Origin of the sequence: Streptomyces graminofaciens, from assembly GCF_030294945.1 — a bacterium.
Classification (GTDB): Bacteria; Actinomycetota; Actinomycetes; order Streptomycetales; family Streptomycetaceae; genus Streptomyces; species Streptomyces graminofaciens.
Window position 1 is genome coordinate 11,253,075 of record NZ_AP018448.1, and the last position, 13,616, is coordinate 11,266,690.

12 protein-coding genes are annotated in these 13,616 nt (G+C 71.4%); 10 read left to right on the forward strand and 2 right to left on the reverse strand.

All coding sequences use genetic code 11. The annotated features are described in order from the left end of the window. Positions 1 to 357: 357 nt before the first annotated feature. From SGFS_RS49685 to SGFS_RS49730, 10 genes are all read left to right on the forward strand, one after another. Entirely contained in the window at positions 358 to 546 is a 189-nt protein-coding gene (locus tag SGFS_RS49685; RefSeq protein WP_009314194.1) for a ferredoxin, read from the forward strand. A gap of 1 nt (position 547) precedes the next feature. Continuing rightward, positions 548 to 1,780, forward strand: a complete 1,233-nt coding sequence (locus SGFS_RS49690; RefSeq protein WP_286259398.1) for an NAD(P)/FAD-dependent oxidoreductase — start codon at positions 548 to 550, stop codon at positions 1,778 to 1,780. Between the two features lie 12 nt (positions 1,781 to 1,792). Next, complete coding sequence (locus SGFS_RS49695) at positions 1,793 to 2,605, forward strand: acetoacetate decarboxylase family protein (protein ID WP_286259399.1); 813 nt, start codon at positions 1,793 to 1,795, stop codon at positions 2,603 to 2,605. A 124-nt stretch (positions 2,606 to 2,729) separates the two neighbouring features. Further along, entirely contained in the window at positions 2,730 to 4,190 is a 1,461-nt protein-coding gene (locus SGFS_RS49700) for an aldehyde dehydrogenase (protein WP_286259400.1), read from the forward strand. Further along, complete coding sequence (locus SGFS_RS49705; protein ID WP_286259401.1) at positions 4,183 to 5,130, forward strand: 3,4-dihydroxyphenylacetate 2,3-dioxygenase; 948 nt, start codon at positions 4,183 to 4,185, stop codon at positions 5,128 to 5,130. The genes SGFS_RS49700 and SGFS_RS49705 overlap by 8 nt, the downstream gene beginning before the upstream one ends. Before the next feature lie 10 nt (positions 5,131 to 5,140). After that, positions 5,141 to 5,986, forward strand: a complete 846-nt coding sequence (locus SGFS_RS49710; RefSeq protein WP_286259402.1) for a fumarylacetoacetate hydrolase family protein — start codon at positions 5,141 to 5,143, stop codon at positions 5,984 to 5,986. A gap of 28 nt (positions 5,987 to 6,014) precedes the next feature. Next, positions 6,015 to 6,617 (forward strand): TetR/AcrR family transcriptional regulator, encoded by a 603-nt coding sequence (locus SGFS_RS49715; RefSeq protein ID WP_286259404.1) that lies wholly within the window; start codon positions 6,015 to 6,017, stop codon positions 6,615 to 6,617. Between the two features lie 272 nt (positions 6,618 to 6,889). Continuing rightward, positions 6,890 to 8,350 (forward strand): APC family permease, encoded by a 1,461-nt coding sequence (locus tag SGFS_RS49720; RefSeq protein ID WP_286259405.1) that lies wholly within the window; start codon positions 6,890 to 6,892, stop codon positions 8,348 to 8,350. Between the two features lie 90 nt (positions 8,351 to 8,440). Beyond that, positions 8,441 to 9,931 (forward strand): aldehyde dehydrogenase, encoded by a 1,491-nt coding sequence (locus SGFS_RS49725; RefSeq protein WP_286259406.1) that lies wholly within the window; start codon positions 8,441 to 8,443, stop codon positions 9,929 to 9,931. Next, positions 9,928 to 10,659, forward strand: coding sequence for a gamma-glutamyl-gamma-aminobutyrate hydrolase family protein (locus tag SGFS_RS49730; RefSeq protein WP_286259407.1), 732 nt, complete (start codon positions 9,928 to 9,930; stop codon positions 10,657 to 10,659). The genes SGFS_RS49725 and SGFS_RS49730 overlap by 4 nt, the downstream gene beginning before the upstream one ends. Positions 10,660 to 11,116: 457 nt before the next feature. On the opposite strand, the gene SGFS_RS49735 is transcribed toward SGFS_RS49730, so the two are convergent. Both SGFS_RS49735 and SGFS_RS49740 read right to left on the reverse strand, forming a co-directional pair. Next, the gene (locus SGFS_RS49735) at positions 11,117 to 11,689 is read right to left on the reverse strand and encodes a MarR family winged helix-turn-helix transcriptional regulator (protein ID WP_286259408.1); all 573 of its coding nucleotides are present in this window, start codon (positions 11,687 to 11,689) and stop codon (positions 11,117 to 11,119) included. Between the two features lie 201 nt (positions 11,690 to 11,890). Continuing rightward, a complete protein-coding gene (locus SGFS_RS49740; protein WP_286259409.1) occupies positions 11,891 to 13,588 on the reverse strand; it encodes an amidohydrolase in 1,698 nt (565 codons plus the stop codon). Positions 13,589 to 13,616: the final 28 nt, after the last annotated feature.

Here is a 13,616-nt window from a genome sequence, read left to right on the forward strand (position 1 = left end):
GACGGGCGATGGGGCACCTCCCGGGATTCGGGTCCGGTGCTCCGGTGGCGTGGAAGACGGGCCGGGGTGACGGAGAAGGAACAAGCAAGGCGATTGACCCCGGCGCTTTGTTTGATGTCAAACGGTAAGAGTGGGCGGCGTGGCCCGCAAGAGGGTTCGGTCAAGAATTTATCCATCCGGATAGCTATTGACCAGGGTCCCCGGTCTGCCTACCTTGTTTGAAGCCAAACGAGTTGGGGGTGCGGTCGCCGTACACGGCCCTCGCACCCCTTTGGCCGGGGTCCGGCCCTATCCGGCCGGGCCCCGATTTCCCCCTTCGCTCCCGCTCCGACGCCCTCACCTCCAGGAGGACCGGCCATGAAGGTCGTCGTCGACATGAACAAGTGCCAGGACCACGGCCAGTGCGTCTTCGCCGCCCCCGACGTCTTCTCGATGGACGACGACGGACATCTGCTGTACGTCTCCGACCCCGACGAGGCGCTGCGCGACGAGGTCGAGGAGGCCGCGGACGTGTGTCCGCTCCAGGCCATCCGGATCGAGGCCTGACATGACGACCACCGGACGTGTGGTGGTCGCTGGCGCGTCCATGGGCGGGCTGCGCGCCGCCGAGCAGCTGCGCGCCGCCGGCTGGACCGGGGCGGTCACCGTGGTCGGGGACGAACCCCACATGCCCTACAACCGGCCTCCGCTCTCCAAGGAGGTCCTCGCGGGCAAGGCCTCCTTCGACTCCCTCGCCTTCACCCCGAAGGCGTCCGCCACCGACATCGAGTGGCGGCTCGGCACCGGGATCGCCGCAGCCCGCCTGGCCGAGCGCACCCTGGTCCTCACGGACGGCGACACCCTCACGTTCGACGGACTGGTCGTCGCCACCGGCATGCGGCCCCGGCGACTGCCCTGCCCCGGGCCGGCCGAGGGCCGCCACACCGTCCGGACGCTCTCCGACGCGCAGGGCCTGCGGGACGCCCTCACCCGGCCCGGAGTACGAGTCGTCGTCATCGGCGCCGGCTTCATCGGCTGCGAGGTCGCCGCCACCGCCGTAGGACTCGGCGTCCGGGAAGTGACCGTCGTCGACCCGCTGCCCCTGCCCATGGTGGCCCCGCTCGGCGAACTCCCCGCCCGCGCGCTGCTGCGCCGCCACGAGGAGCGCGGGGTGCGCTTCGCGCTCGGCACCGGCGTCGCCGGGTTCGAGGGCGAGGACCGGGTCACGGGTGTCGTCCTGGGCGACGGCAGCGTGCTCCCCGCCGATGTGGTCGTGGAGTCCGTCGGCTCGGTCGCCAACACCGAGTGGCTGGACGGGAACGGCCTCGACCTCACGGACGGGGTGCTGACCGACGAGCAGCTGAGGGTCGGCGGTCTGCCGTACGTGGTCGCGGTCGGCGATGTCGCCCGCTTCCCCAACGCCCGCTACGACGGTGTGCCCCGCCGGGTCGAGCACTGGTCGATCCCCACGGACACCGCCAAGCACGCGGCGAAGGTGCTGGTCGCCGGGCTCGCGGGCACGGAGGTGGACCTCGCGCACTTCGCGCCGCTGCCCACTTTCTGGAGCGATCAGCACGACTTCCGGCTGCAGTCCTTCGGGGCGCCCGTCCTCGGCAGGGGCGACGTACGGGTCCTGGACGGTGATCCGGAGCGCCCGGACGGAGACGTCCTGTTCGGCTACCACTCGGGCGACCGTCTCGTCGGCGTCCTGGCCCTCGGCGGCCAGGCCGCCGCGATGAGCGCCGCCCGCTACCGCGCACAGCTGCTGAAGCAGCCCGCCCCCGCCTCGTCAGCAACGTAAGGAACCCTCGTCATGACCAGTGTCCGTGGTTACTTCCACCCCAAGACGGCGAGCGGTGCCTCGTCTCTCGTCCCGTCCCCGCCGTGGCGCTACTCCGGGGACCTGCTCACCGTCGAGTACCGGACCGATCCCGCTCGCGTGCGTGAGCTGCTGCCCGAGCCACTGGAACTGGCCGACGAGGACCCCGGCGCCGTCGCGCTGATCTGGGCCGACTGGCAGTCCTGCTCCGCGTCGGGGGACGAACTGCTCGACCCCGTGCTCTCCCAGTACAAGGAGGCCTTCGCGGTCGTCCGCTGCCGGTACAAGGGGCAGACGTACTCGCGGTGCGTCTACATCTGGGTCGACAAGGACTTCGCCATCGCCCGCGGGCTGCACCAGGGGTATCCGAAGAAGCTCGGGTCCATCCACCAGACGCGGCCGCATCCGTACGGGCCCGCTCCGCGGATCTCGGCGGGGGCGCGGTTCGGGGCGACGCTGGCCGCCGCGGACCGGCGTCTGGCGCAGGCCGTGGTGACGCTCCGGGAGCCGTCGGAGACGAACGGGTTCGTGAACGGGCATCCGATGGCGCATCACCGGTGGCTGCCGTCGATCGAGAAGGGGAAGGGGCTGGCGCTGGACGAGCTGATCGAGTCCGGGGCGGCCGACTTCGAGGGCGGGCAGGCGTGGGTCGGTGACGCGGAGCTGGAGTTGTTCGAGGCGCCGACGGAGGAGCTGGCCCGGTTGACGATCGAGGAGCCGATCGCCGCGTACTACCGGCAGGTCGGGGTGGTGTGGGACGGCGGTCGTCTGCTGGAGTCCGGTTTGTCTGGAGCCTCTGCCGAGTAGGGCCGGTGGGTCGCTGCGAGTCCGTCGTGGCCGGTCGCGCCCACGCGGCGGAGCCGCATATCGACACAGCCCCGCGCCCCTGGGTCAGTAGCCCTCCCCTTCGTTGACAAGGAGCCCCCTTCTCATGACCGACAAAATCGTCGTCGCCGGTGTTTCCGTCGACACCCGGCACTGGATCGGCGGTCGTCGCGTCTCCTCCGCCGAGACCTTCCCCGATGTCTCTCCCATCGACGGTCGCACCCTCGGTGAGATCGCTCGCGGTGGGCCGGCCGAGGCCGAGGCCGCCGTTGCCGCCGCCCGTGAGGCGTTCCCCGGCTGGGCCGCCACCTCCCGGGCCGAGCGCGCCCGCATCCTGCACGCCATCGCCGACGGGGTCGAGAAGCGGATCGAAGACCTGGCGATCGTCGAGACGAACGACAACGGGGCGTTGCTGCGCTCGCACCGGCGGGGTGTGATGCCCCGGGTCGCGCACAACTTCCGGTTCTTCGCGGACTGGCTGCTCTCGCTGGACCACGAGGACTTCGAGACGCGTGGGCACACCAACCACGTCTCGTGGGACCCGGCGGGCCCGTGCGTGCTCATCACGCCGTGGAACGCGCCGCTGATGCTGGCCACCTGGAAGGTCGCCCCGGCGCTCGCCGCCGGCGACACGGTCGTGCTCAAGCCCGCCGAGTGGTCGCCGCTGACCGCCTCGCTGCTGGCGGACATCGCCGCCGAGGCGGGGCTGCCCGCCGGTGTGCTGAACGTCGTGCAGGGGTACGGCGCCGAGATCGGTGACGCGCTCACCTCGCACCCGGACGTGCGCCGGATCAGCTTCACCGGGTCCGTGCCGACCGCGAAGCGGATCGCCCGCTCGGCTGCGGCCAACCTGACGCCTCTGAGCCTCGAACTCGGCGGCAAGTCACCGCTGTTGGTGTTCGCGGACGCCGACCTGGACCTCGCCGTCGACCTCGCGGTGGAGCAGTACGACAACGCCGGACAGGTCTGCCTCGCGGCCACCCGGTTCCTCGTCGAGGAGACGGTCGCGGAGGAGTTCACCCGCCGCTTCGTCGAGAAGGCCGGGCGGCTCGTCCAGGGCGACCCCCGGGACGAGGCCACCGACATCGGGCCCAACATCCACCCCCGTCAGCTGGAGAAGATCGACGGGTTCGTCCAGCGGGCGGTCGCCGATGGGGCACGAGTGGTCATCGGGGGGCACCGCAAGGACGGGCAGTTCTACGCGCCCACCCTGCTCACCGACGTCGCCCAGGACTCCGAGATCGTGCAGGAGGAGGTCTTCGGGCCCGTTCTGACGCTCCAGACCTTCGCCGACGAGGAGGAGGCCGTACGGCTCGCCAACGACACCCGGTTCGGGCTCGCCGCGACCCTCGCCACCGGCGACTCGGAGCGCGCCGAGCGGGTGACCGCACAGCTCGTCGCGGGCACGGTCTGGGTGAACTGCTTCTTCGTCCGCGATCTCCAGGCGCCCTTCGGCGGCTCCCGTCAGTCGGGTGTCGGCCGGGAGGGCGGCACCTGGAGCTTCGACTTCTACTGCGACCTGAAGAACACCGTGACCGCACCGAACGGATGGAACAACCATGGGTGAGATCGTCGGGGCGGGCCTGCTCGCCCACGTCCCCACCATCGTGCTCCCCGAGGCCGACCGGCTGGAACTGAACGAGGGCAAGGAGATCACCCTCGTCACCGGCCTCCACCAGCTCCGTGCGGACGTCTTCGAGCGCGATGACTACGACACGGTCGTCGTCCTCGACTCGCACTGGGCGACGACGGTCGAGTTCGTCGTCACCGCGCAGGCGCGCCGCGCCGGTCTCTTCACCTCCGAGGAGCTGCCGCGCGGGATGTGCCGGATGCCGTACGACTTCCCGGGCGACCCCGAACTCGCCCACAACATCGCCTCGTTCGCCGACAAGCACGGCACCTGGATCACCGCGATCGAGGACGACTACCTGCCGATCTACTACGCCACCATCAACCTCTGGAAGTTCCTGGGCGAAGGGCTGCCGGACAAGCGGTGGGTGACCATCGGCGTGTGCCAGACCGGTGACATGGAGGACCATCTGCGGCTCGGGCGCGCGCTCGCCGACGGCATCGCCACGACCCCCGGGCGCCGGGTGCTGCTGATCGCCTCCGGTGCCCTCTCCCACACGTTCTGGCCGCTGCGCGAGATCCGAGACCACGAGGCCAGCGACCCGGTCCACATCCGTACGCCGGAGGCCCGCGAGGCCGACTACGAGCGGATCGGCTGGTTCAAGGAGGGCCGCCACGACAAGGTCCTCGACACCATGGGCGAGTTCTGGAAGCACAAGCCCGAGGCCAAGTTCTTCCACTATCTGATGATGGCCGGCGCGCTGGGCGAGCAGGACTGTGTCGCCAGGGCCCGCCAGTACGGCGAGTACGAGAACTCCGTCGGCACCGGCCAGGTCCACCTCTGGTTCGACCGCCCGGCCGACGGCTGGACCGGCGCGGCCGCCGCCCCCGTGACCGCCACCGCCGCCGCCCCGCACGACCCCCACAGCCGCGTCTAGGAGCCATGCCATGCCCGAATACCGCCGCATCCTGCTCGACGGTGCCACCGTCGAGGTCATCGTCGAGGGCGACGAACTCGTCGCCGGTGACGGCCGCCGTGTGAAGATCGAGGAGGCGCAGCACCTGCCCCCGGTCGTCCCGTCCAAGGTCGTCGCCGTCCACCTCAACCACCGCAGCCGCGTCGACGAGTTCCAGATCGACCTGCCCGAGACGCCGACGTACTTCCACAAGCCGACCTCGTCCCTGAACTCCCACAAGGGCGCCATCGTGCGTCCCGAGGGTTGCAAGTGGCTCAACTACGAGGGCGAGGTCGCCATCGTCATCGGGAAGACGGCGCGGAACATCTCCCCGGCCGAGGCGGGGGAGTACATCGCGGGCTACACGATCGCCAACGACTACGGCCTGCACGACTTCCGTGACACCGACGCCGGCTCCATGCTCCGGGTGAAGGGCTCCGACACCCTGTGCCCGCTCGGCCCCGGCCTGGTCACCGACTGGGACTTCCACGGCAAGCGGCTGCGGACGTACGTCAACGGCGAGGTCGTCCAGGACGGTTCCACCGACGAGATGAAGTGGGACATGCACTACCTCGTCGCCGACATCGCCCGCACGATCACCCTGTACCCCGGTGACGTCCTGCTGTCGGGCACGCCCGCCAACTCGCGGCCCGTGGAGCCCGGCGATGTCGTCGAGGTGGAGGTCGAGGGCCTCGGGCGCCTCACCAACCACATCGTCACCGGACCGACCGCCATCCGGACCGACGTGGGCGCCCAGCCCACCGAGTCCGAGGAGGTGCTGTCCACCGCGCTCGGCGGCGACTGGGAGTTCCGTGGAATCAGGCCGCCGCGTCGCTGAGGCGGGCGGCGCGGGTAGGGTCGCGGGCATGACCGAGCCCGCCGAGCCGTCCGAGCGCCGCCCGCGCAAGCGTGTGAACTACGGCGCCGGCCGCGAGGCCCTGCTCGACGCGGCCGTACGGGTCGTGGGCCGGGCCGGGCTGCGCAAGCTCACCTACCGGGCGGTCGCGGAGGAGGCGGGGGTCACCCACGGGCTCGTCGTGCACCACTTCGGCTCGCGCGACGCGCTGATCGAGGAGGCCCTCGCCCACGCCATCCGCTCCTCCCTGCGCAGCAGCGCGATGGAGCCTGGCACGGGTGACGCCGCCGACTTCGCCACCGGTCTCACACAGATGGTCGAGTCCGGGCCCGACCTGCAGGCCTTCCAGTACGAACTGCTGCTGGAGTCCCGCCGCAGGCCCGAGCTGCTGCCGCACCTGCGCGAGCTGTACGAGGAGTACTTCGACGCGGCCCGCCGCGAACTGACCCAGATGCTGCCCGAGCCGGTGGGCGAGGGCTTCTCCCGGATGGTCTTCGCCACCCTGGAGGGCCTCGTCCTGCACCAGCTGGTCTTCGGCGAACGCGAGGTCATCGAGGACGCCCTGAACGAGCTGCGCGCGGTCCTGCGCATGTTGGCGGACCGAGCCCCGTAAGGGGCGCGGGGCCGTATCGATGTGCGGCTCCGCCGAGCGGGCGCGAGCAACCACACACAACCCGCACCCGCCAAAGCACCCCCACCCTTCGAGCTCTCGTGCGCAGCAGGCGGGGTCGAAAGGGCGCCGGCCTCTCGGGGACGGGACGGGTAGGGGCGGCGGGGGCGAAAACCACCCCACCTCAACCCCTTGCCAAACGGATAGTTCAGCCCCACGATAAGGCAACTCGTTTGGCCTGAAACGACCCTCTTCCCTCCAGGCAGGTGATCCGAGTGGACAGTCCGACGGCGGTCGAGAACCAGACCACGGCCGAGGCCTCCACCGCAGGCAAGCTCAAGCCCAACTCCCTCGGCGTGCTGGGCATCCTCTTCTTCGTCCTCTCCGCCCAGGCGCCGCTCACCGGCATCGCGGGCTCCGTCCCCATCTCCGTAGCCATCGGCAACGGCCCCGGCACCCCCGCCGCCTACGCGGCCGCCGGTGTGATCACCCTGCTCTTCTCGGTCGGTTTCGTGGCCATGGGCCGGCACGTCGTCAACGCCGGCGCCTTCTACACGTATATCGGCAAAGGCCTCGGCCGCTCCGTCGGCACCGGCAGCGCCGGGATCGCCCTCTTCGCCTACTGCGCCATCCAGGCCGCCATGTACGGCCTCTACGGGGCGACGGTCAGCGGCCTCATCGCGCACTACGCGGACGCCGACGTCGCCTGGTGGCTGTGTTCCCTGGTCACCATGGTGATCGTCCAGGTGCTGGGCGCCGCGGGCATCGAGATGGGCGCCAAGGTGCTGGCCGTCTTCGTCCTGGCGGAGTTCAGCATCCTGAGCGTCTTCGCGCTCGTCACGTTCTTCAAGGGCGGCGGCCCGGAAGGCCTCGGCCTCGCGCAGTCGTTCTCGCCGGGGGAGGCCCTCGAAGGCGCCCCGGGTGTGGCACTGATGTTCGCGGTCGCGTCGATGATCGGCTTCGAGGCCACCGCGATCTACGGCGAGGAGGCCCGCGAGCCACGCAGGACGGTCCCACGGGCGACCTATCTGTCCGTCGCCCTCGTCACCGGCTTCTTCGCCTTCACCTCGTGGATGCTCGTCTCCGCCTACGGCGCCTCGAAGGCCCCCGCGGCCGCCGGCAAGGCACTGGAGAGCGGTGACTCCACGGCGTTCGTCTTCGCCCCCATCGCGGACCTGTTCGGCGCCTGGGTTAACGACGTCCTGCCGATCCTGCTGGCCACCTCCCTCTTCGCCGGCATCCTCGCCTTCCACAACTCCGCCAACCGCTACCTGTTCTCGCTCGGCCGCGACGGACTCCTGCCCGGCGCGCTGACGAAGATCAACCGCCGTCACTCGCCCGGCGTCGCGGGCACCGTCCAGACGGCCGTCGCCGTGCTGCTGGTCGTCCCCTTCGCGCTGGCCGGCAAGGACCCGGTGCTCACCCTGTTCTCCTGGGGCAGCGGCGTGGCCGTCCTGGGGATCATGCTGCTCTACTTCCTGACCTCGGCCTCCGTGGTCGTCTTCTTCCGCCGGGAGCGCCTCGACACCCGGCCCTGGAACACCCTGATCGCACCGGGGCTGGGCGCGCTCGGCATCGTCGGCGCGATCTGGCTCGTCGTCGAGAACTTCACCACCCTCATCGGCGGCGACAGCGGCACGGCGATCTGGCTGGAGCTGTCGATCCCGGCCGTGATGCTGCTGGGCATCGTCGGCGCCCGGCTCAAGCGCCCGGCCGCGACCGCCGCCGACGGCTGACCGCACACACCGCCCGGCATCCGCCGGAGCAGGTGCGACATCATCGATGCATTGTTTGACCTCAAATAATCGACCTGGTCTGGAGGTCCCATGTCCGCCGTCACCCATGACGAGTGGCTCCACCGCGCCAAGACGCTGGTGGTGCCCGGCGCGCACCACATCGACGGTGCCGACGAACCGGGTGGCGGCGACACCTTCGCCGTCGTCTCGCCCCGCGACGGCCGGACCGTCGCCGAGGTCGCCGACGGCGGGCCCGCCGAGATCGACGCGGCCGTCGCCGCCGCCCGCCGGGCCTTCGACACCGGCCCCTGGCCGCGCCTCGCACCCGCCGAGCGCGGCCGGGCCCTGCTCCGCATCGCCGACCTGCTCGAAGAGCACCGCGAGACACTCGCCCTCGCGGTCAGCCTGGAGATGGGCAAGCCCATCACGGACGCGTACGGCATCGAACTGCGCGCCGCCATCAACACCTTCCGCTGGTACGGCCAGCTCGCCGACAAACTCACCGACGAGTCCCCGCACACCGCGCCGGACGCCCTCGCCCTGATCACCCGGGAACCCGCCGGCGTGGTCGGCGCGGTCGTCCCCTGGAACTTCCCGCTGACCTTGGCGAGCTGGAAGGTCGCCCCGGCCCTGGCCGCCGGCTGCACGGTCGTCCTCAAGCCCTCGGAGAACTCGCCCCTGTCGGCTCTGCTGCTCGGCCGCCTCGCGACCGAGGCCGGGCTGCCGCCGGGCGTCCTCAACGTCGTCAACGGCAACGGCCCGGTGGCCGGCCGCGCCCTCGGGCTCCACCCCGACGTCGACGTCCTCGCCTTCACCGGCTCCACCGCCGTCGGCCGCCACTTCCTGCACTACGCCGCCGACTCCAACCTCAAGCGTGTCTGGCTGGAGCTGGGTGGCAAGTCGCCCAACATCGTCCTCCCCGACGCCCCCGACCTGGAGAAGGCCGCCGCCACCGCCGCCTGGGGCATCTTCTTCAACCAGGGCGAGATGTGCACCGCCCCCTCCCGCCTCCTCGTCCACTCCTCCGTCGCCGAGCAGGTCACCGAGGCCATCGTCCGGCGGGCGCGGGAACTGCGCGTCGGCGACCCCCTCGACCCCGCCACCGAGATGGGGCCGCTCGTACGGGACAGCCACCTGGAACGCGTCCTCGCACACGTAAGGCACGGTGTCGAGGAGGGCGCGCGGCTGCGCACCGGCGGCGGACGCCCCCACCCCGAGTCGGGCGGCAGCTACCTCGAACCCACCGTCTTCGACGGCGTCGACCCCGGCGCCCGGCTCGCCCGTGAGGAGATCTTCGGCCCCGTCCTGTCGGTGCTGGCCTTCGACGACCTCGACGAGGCGGTACGGCTCGCCAACGCCACCGAGTACGGCCTCGCCGCCGGCCTGTGGACCTCCGACCTGTCGACCGCGCACAAGGTCTCGCGGGAGCTGAAGGCTGGCACGGTCTGGGTCAACTGCTACGAGGAGGGCGATCTGACGGTGCCGTTCGGCGGGATGAAGCAGTCCGGGAACGGGCGCGACAAGTCCGCGCACGCCCTGGAGAAGTACACCGAGCTCAAGACGACCTGGATCCAGCTGTGACCCGGCCACTGATCGCGATACCGGCCCGCTTCTCGGCCACCACGTCCGCCCTCCGGTACGCGGCCGAGGTCAACGCCCGCGCGCTGGTCGAGGCCGTCTGGCGGGCCGGCGGCGAACCGGCGACCATCCATCCCGCGGACAGCGACGTCGCCTCCCGCCTCGCCCGCTTCGACGGCGTCCTCCTCCCCGGCGGCGGCGACCTCGCCCCGCACCGCTACAGCGCGGCCGAGGTCCACGACAGCGTGTACGACGTCGACGACCTCCAGGACGCCTTCGACCTCGAAGTGGCCCGCCGGGCCGTCGAGTCGGGCGTCCCCCTGCTGGCGATCTGCCGCGGACTCCAGGTCGTCAACGTCGCCCTCGGCGGCACCCTGGAGCAGGACATGGGCGGCCCCGAACGGGAGCACAGACACGTCGTCCACCCCGTCGCGATCCGGCGCGGCACACTGCTGGAGCAGGCCGTCGGAGCCGGTAAGGCGGAGGCGTCCTGCTACCACCACCAGCGGGTCGACCGCCTCGCAGACGGACTGGAGGCCACCGCGCGCGCCACCGACGACACCGTCGAGGGATTCGAACTCCCCGGCGCCCGGGGCTGGTTCACAGCCGTCCAGTGGCACCCCGAGGACACCGCGCACGAGGACCCGGCCCAGCAGGGGCTCTTCGACGCGTTGGTGCGAGCGGCCCGGCAACACGGCGAGCGGCGGGGGCGGTTGCCGGACCACCCTTAGGGCCTGTCGTCAAATTCCCGCCTGCCGCGCGACGCCATGCACGCACTCTCACCGCACCGGACACAGGCCCACGTACAACCAGTACGAGGGCCTCCGCCCGGCACGCCGAGAGCACGCACCTGACGCCGCGCGGCCCGCCCTCCAGGCGGACGACGGGAATTTGACGACAGGCCCTAGGGCCCTAAGGGCCCCTCACCGGGTTCGATGGGGGAAAGTCCCGATACAGCGGACAGTGGCGGCATGGGACGGTTTTCCCATGCCGCCACTGTCATCCACACCGCCACTCCCACCCATCGCGATCAGCGTCCGCGCCCTCGCCGCGCCGGTCCCGCCGCTCCACGGAGTGTTCCGCCGGATCGACGGCCCGGACGGCGCGCACGGGCCGGGGCTCGCCCGGAACACCGGCCACTCTGTCACTCGGCGCCCCGCAGCCCGGCGGGCGGAAGGGCCCCGGTGCTCAGGCCTTCGGGCGGCGACCGCTGCGGCGGGGCGCGGGTTCGGCGCCGTCGAGCAGGGTCCGGCGACGCTCCTCGCCGTGCTCCTCGACCTGGAGCACGACACTGCGCAGCCCCTCCGCGAGACTGCGGCACTCCTCGTCGCTCAGCCGCCCGGTGACGAACGCCTCCTCGTCGTTGAACTGCGGGAACACCCGCTGCATCAGCTCCTCGCCCTTGTCGGTGAGGCTCAGCAGCACCAGCCGTCCGTCGGTGGGGTGGTCGGCCCGCCGCAGCAGCCCGCGCGACTCCAGGGTGCGCGCCACCCCGGTGAGCGTGCCCTTGGAGATGCCCGCCTCCTCCGCCACGTGCCGGGTCTCGGTCTCGCCCCACACCCACACCACCCACAGCACGACGAACGCCGTCCAGGTGAGGTCGGAGCCGCGCAGCACCGAGTTCTCCAGGTGTTGCCGTACCGCCGAGGCGGCGCGGTAGATGTTGGCCACCGCCGCCATCTGCTCCCGGCGGATCGGGAACCCGCCGAGTTTCGCCGCGGCGAGCTTCTCGGCTTCGGTGATGGATCGCTGGCCGGGCACGGGTACTCCTTCGGTCGCCTACAGATGACTGCGGTCGGCTTCGGCCGGCTCGATCAGCGGGTGCGAGTCGAACAGGTGGTGCGAGTCGATCGGGCCGTCCGGTCGTTCGGTGTCAAATTGTACGGATCTTCCACGGGCCGGTGCCGCAGCCGTCACCGGACGACTGCGGCACCGGCCCGTGGGATCGGAATGGGTGCCCGCTCAACGCTCGAAGACGACCCCTCCGTCGAACACCGTCATGTCGACCTGGACCCCGGTGATGTCACGCGGGTCGATGTCCAGCAGCGGCCGGTCCAGGACGCACAGGTCGGCCACCTTGCCGACCTCGACGGACCCCTTCCAGTCCTCCGCGAAGTCCTGGCGGGCCGGGTTGATCGTGTACGCCCGCAGTGCCTCCGTCAGCCCCACGCGCTGCTCGGGGCCGCTGACCCGGCCGCTGGCCTTGGACTCGCGCAGCAGCATCCCGGCGACGCCCTGCCGCCAGTCGGGCTCGGTGATGGGCGCGTCGGAGCTGGCGCACACGGCGACGCCCGCGTCGAAGGCCGACCGCACGGGCCACTCGTACGCCGAGCGCTCCGGGCCCACGACCTCCTCCATCAGGTCGGAGATCGTCCACTTGATGGCCGGGTTCATGTTCACGCCGTAGCCGTGCGCGGCCAGGTCGGCGAGGCTTTCGCTGCTGATGAAGTCGCCGTGGATGACGTAGTGCCGGGCGTCGGGCCGGGGCGCGGCCTCGTTCGCGGCGAGGAACGCCTGCACCACGGTGTCGATCGCCCGGTCGCCGGTGACGTGCACGCCGAGCTGGTAGCCCGCCTCGTGCGCGATGCGGATCATGTCGTACAGCTCGTCCACCTGCAGCTCGGGCGTGCGGCCGTGCACGCACAGGGAGCCGTGGCCGCCGTCGAGGTAGGGCTCGTTCATCCAGGCCGTACGGTTCGGGGGGACGCCGTCGGCGAAGATCTTCACGCCGATGGCGTTGAGCAGCCGGGGGTCGGCGGTCTCGGGACGGTGAAGTTCGAGCAGGCCCTTGCGTACGTCGGCGGCGGAGCCGCCCATGGGCGCGGGGAACAGCAGGACGCTGACCCGGGCGTGAAGGCCGCCGGTCGCGGCCAGGTCGGCGTACGCGGTCCAGTTGGCGGTGCTCAGCCCGCCGAAGAGGGTTTCGGAGCCGCCGGGGCCGAGGCCGGGCTCGGTGTAGCTGGTGATGCCCCGCGAGTGGAGTTCGGCGACGACGTTGCGGATGGCCTGGCGGCGGTCGGCGACCGTGGGGGAGGGCAGAGCGGCCTGGAGCAGCCCCTGGGCGGACTCGCGCAGGATGCCGGTGGGCAGGCCGTCGGCGTCCCGGTCGACGACACCGCCGTCGGGCGCTTCGGTGTCGGCGTCGATGCCGCACAGGCGCAGGGCCGCGCTGTTCGCCCACAGCATGTGCTGCGAGAAGTCCGTCAGACAGACGGGGTGGTCGGGCGCCACCGCGTCCAGGTCCGCGCGGTGCGGGAACCGGCCCTGATCGGCCAGACACTCGGCGAGATAGCCGGGGTCCCAGCCGAGGCCGACGATCCACTCGCCGGGCTGGGCCTTGCGTACGGCCTCGGCCACGACCGCGGTGATGTCGGCGATCGAGCCGACCGTCGGATGGGCGACGTCGATGGCGAACGGCGGCTTGGACAGACCGTACGCGGCGCCGTGCAGATGCGAGTCGTTGATGCCCGGCAGGACGGTCCGCCCCGCCAGCTCCACGATCCTCGTCGTCGGCCCGGCCAGCGCGCGCATCTCGGCGTCCGTGCCGACCGCGACGATCTCCCGGCCGCGCACGGCCACGCCCTCGGCGACGGTGAACGCGGAGTCGACGGTGAGGACCTGACCGCCGGTCAGGACGAGGGTGGGGGAAGTGTCGCTCACGAGGACCTCTCTGGGTTGGTCGAACAAG

What these genes read in the sequence shown, in the direction of transcription:
- SGFS_RS49685 (WP_009314194.1), top strand. Translation starts at nt 358, where the DNA reads ATGAAGGTCGTCGTCGACATGAACAAGTGCCAGGACCACGGCCAGTGC.
- SGFS_RS49690 (WP_286259398.1), top strand. Translation starts at nt 548, where the DNA reads ATGACGACCACCGGACGTGTGGTGGTCGCTGGCGCGTCCATGGGCGGG.
- SGFS_RS49695 (WP_286259399.1), top strand. Translation starts at nt 1,793, where the DNA reads ATGACCAGTGTCCGTGGTTACTTCCACCCCAAGACGGCGAGCGGTGCC.
- SGFS_RS49700 (WP_286259400.1), top strand. Translation starts at nt 2,730, where the DNA reads ATGACCGACAAAATCGTCGTCGCCGGTGTTTCCGTCGACACCCGGCAC.
- SGFS_RS49705 (WP_286259401.1), top strand. Translation starts at nt 4,183, where the DNA reads ATGGGTGAGATCGTCGGGGCGGGCCTGCTCGCCCACGTCCCCACCATC.
- SGFS_RS49710 (WP_286259402.1), top strand. Translation starts at nt 5,141, where the DNA reads ATGCCCGAATACCGCCGCATCCTGCTCGACGGTGCCACCGTCGAGGTC.
- SGFS_RS49715 (WP_286259404.1), top strand. Translation starts at nt 6,015, where the DNA reads ATGACCGAGCCCGCCGAGCCGTCCGAGCGCCGCCCGCGCAAGCGTGTG.
- SGFS_RS49725 (WP_286259406.1), top strand. Translation starts at nt 8,441, where the DNA reads ATGTCCGCCGTCACCCATGACGAGTGGCTCCACCGCGCCAAGACGCTG.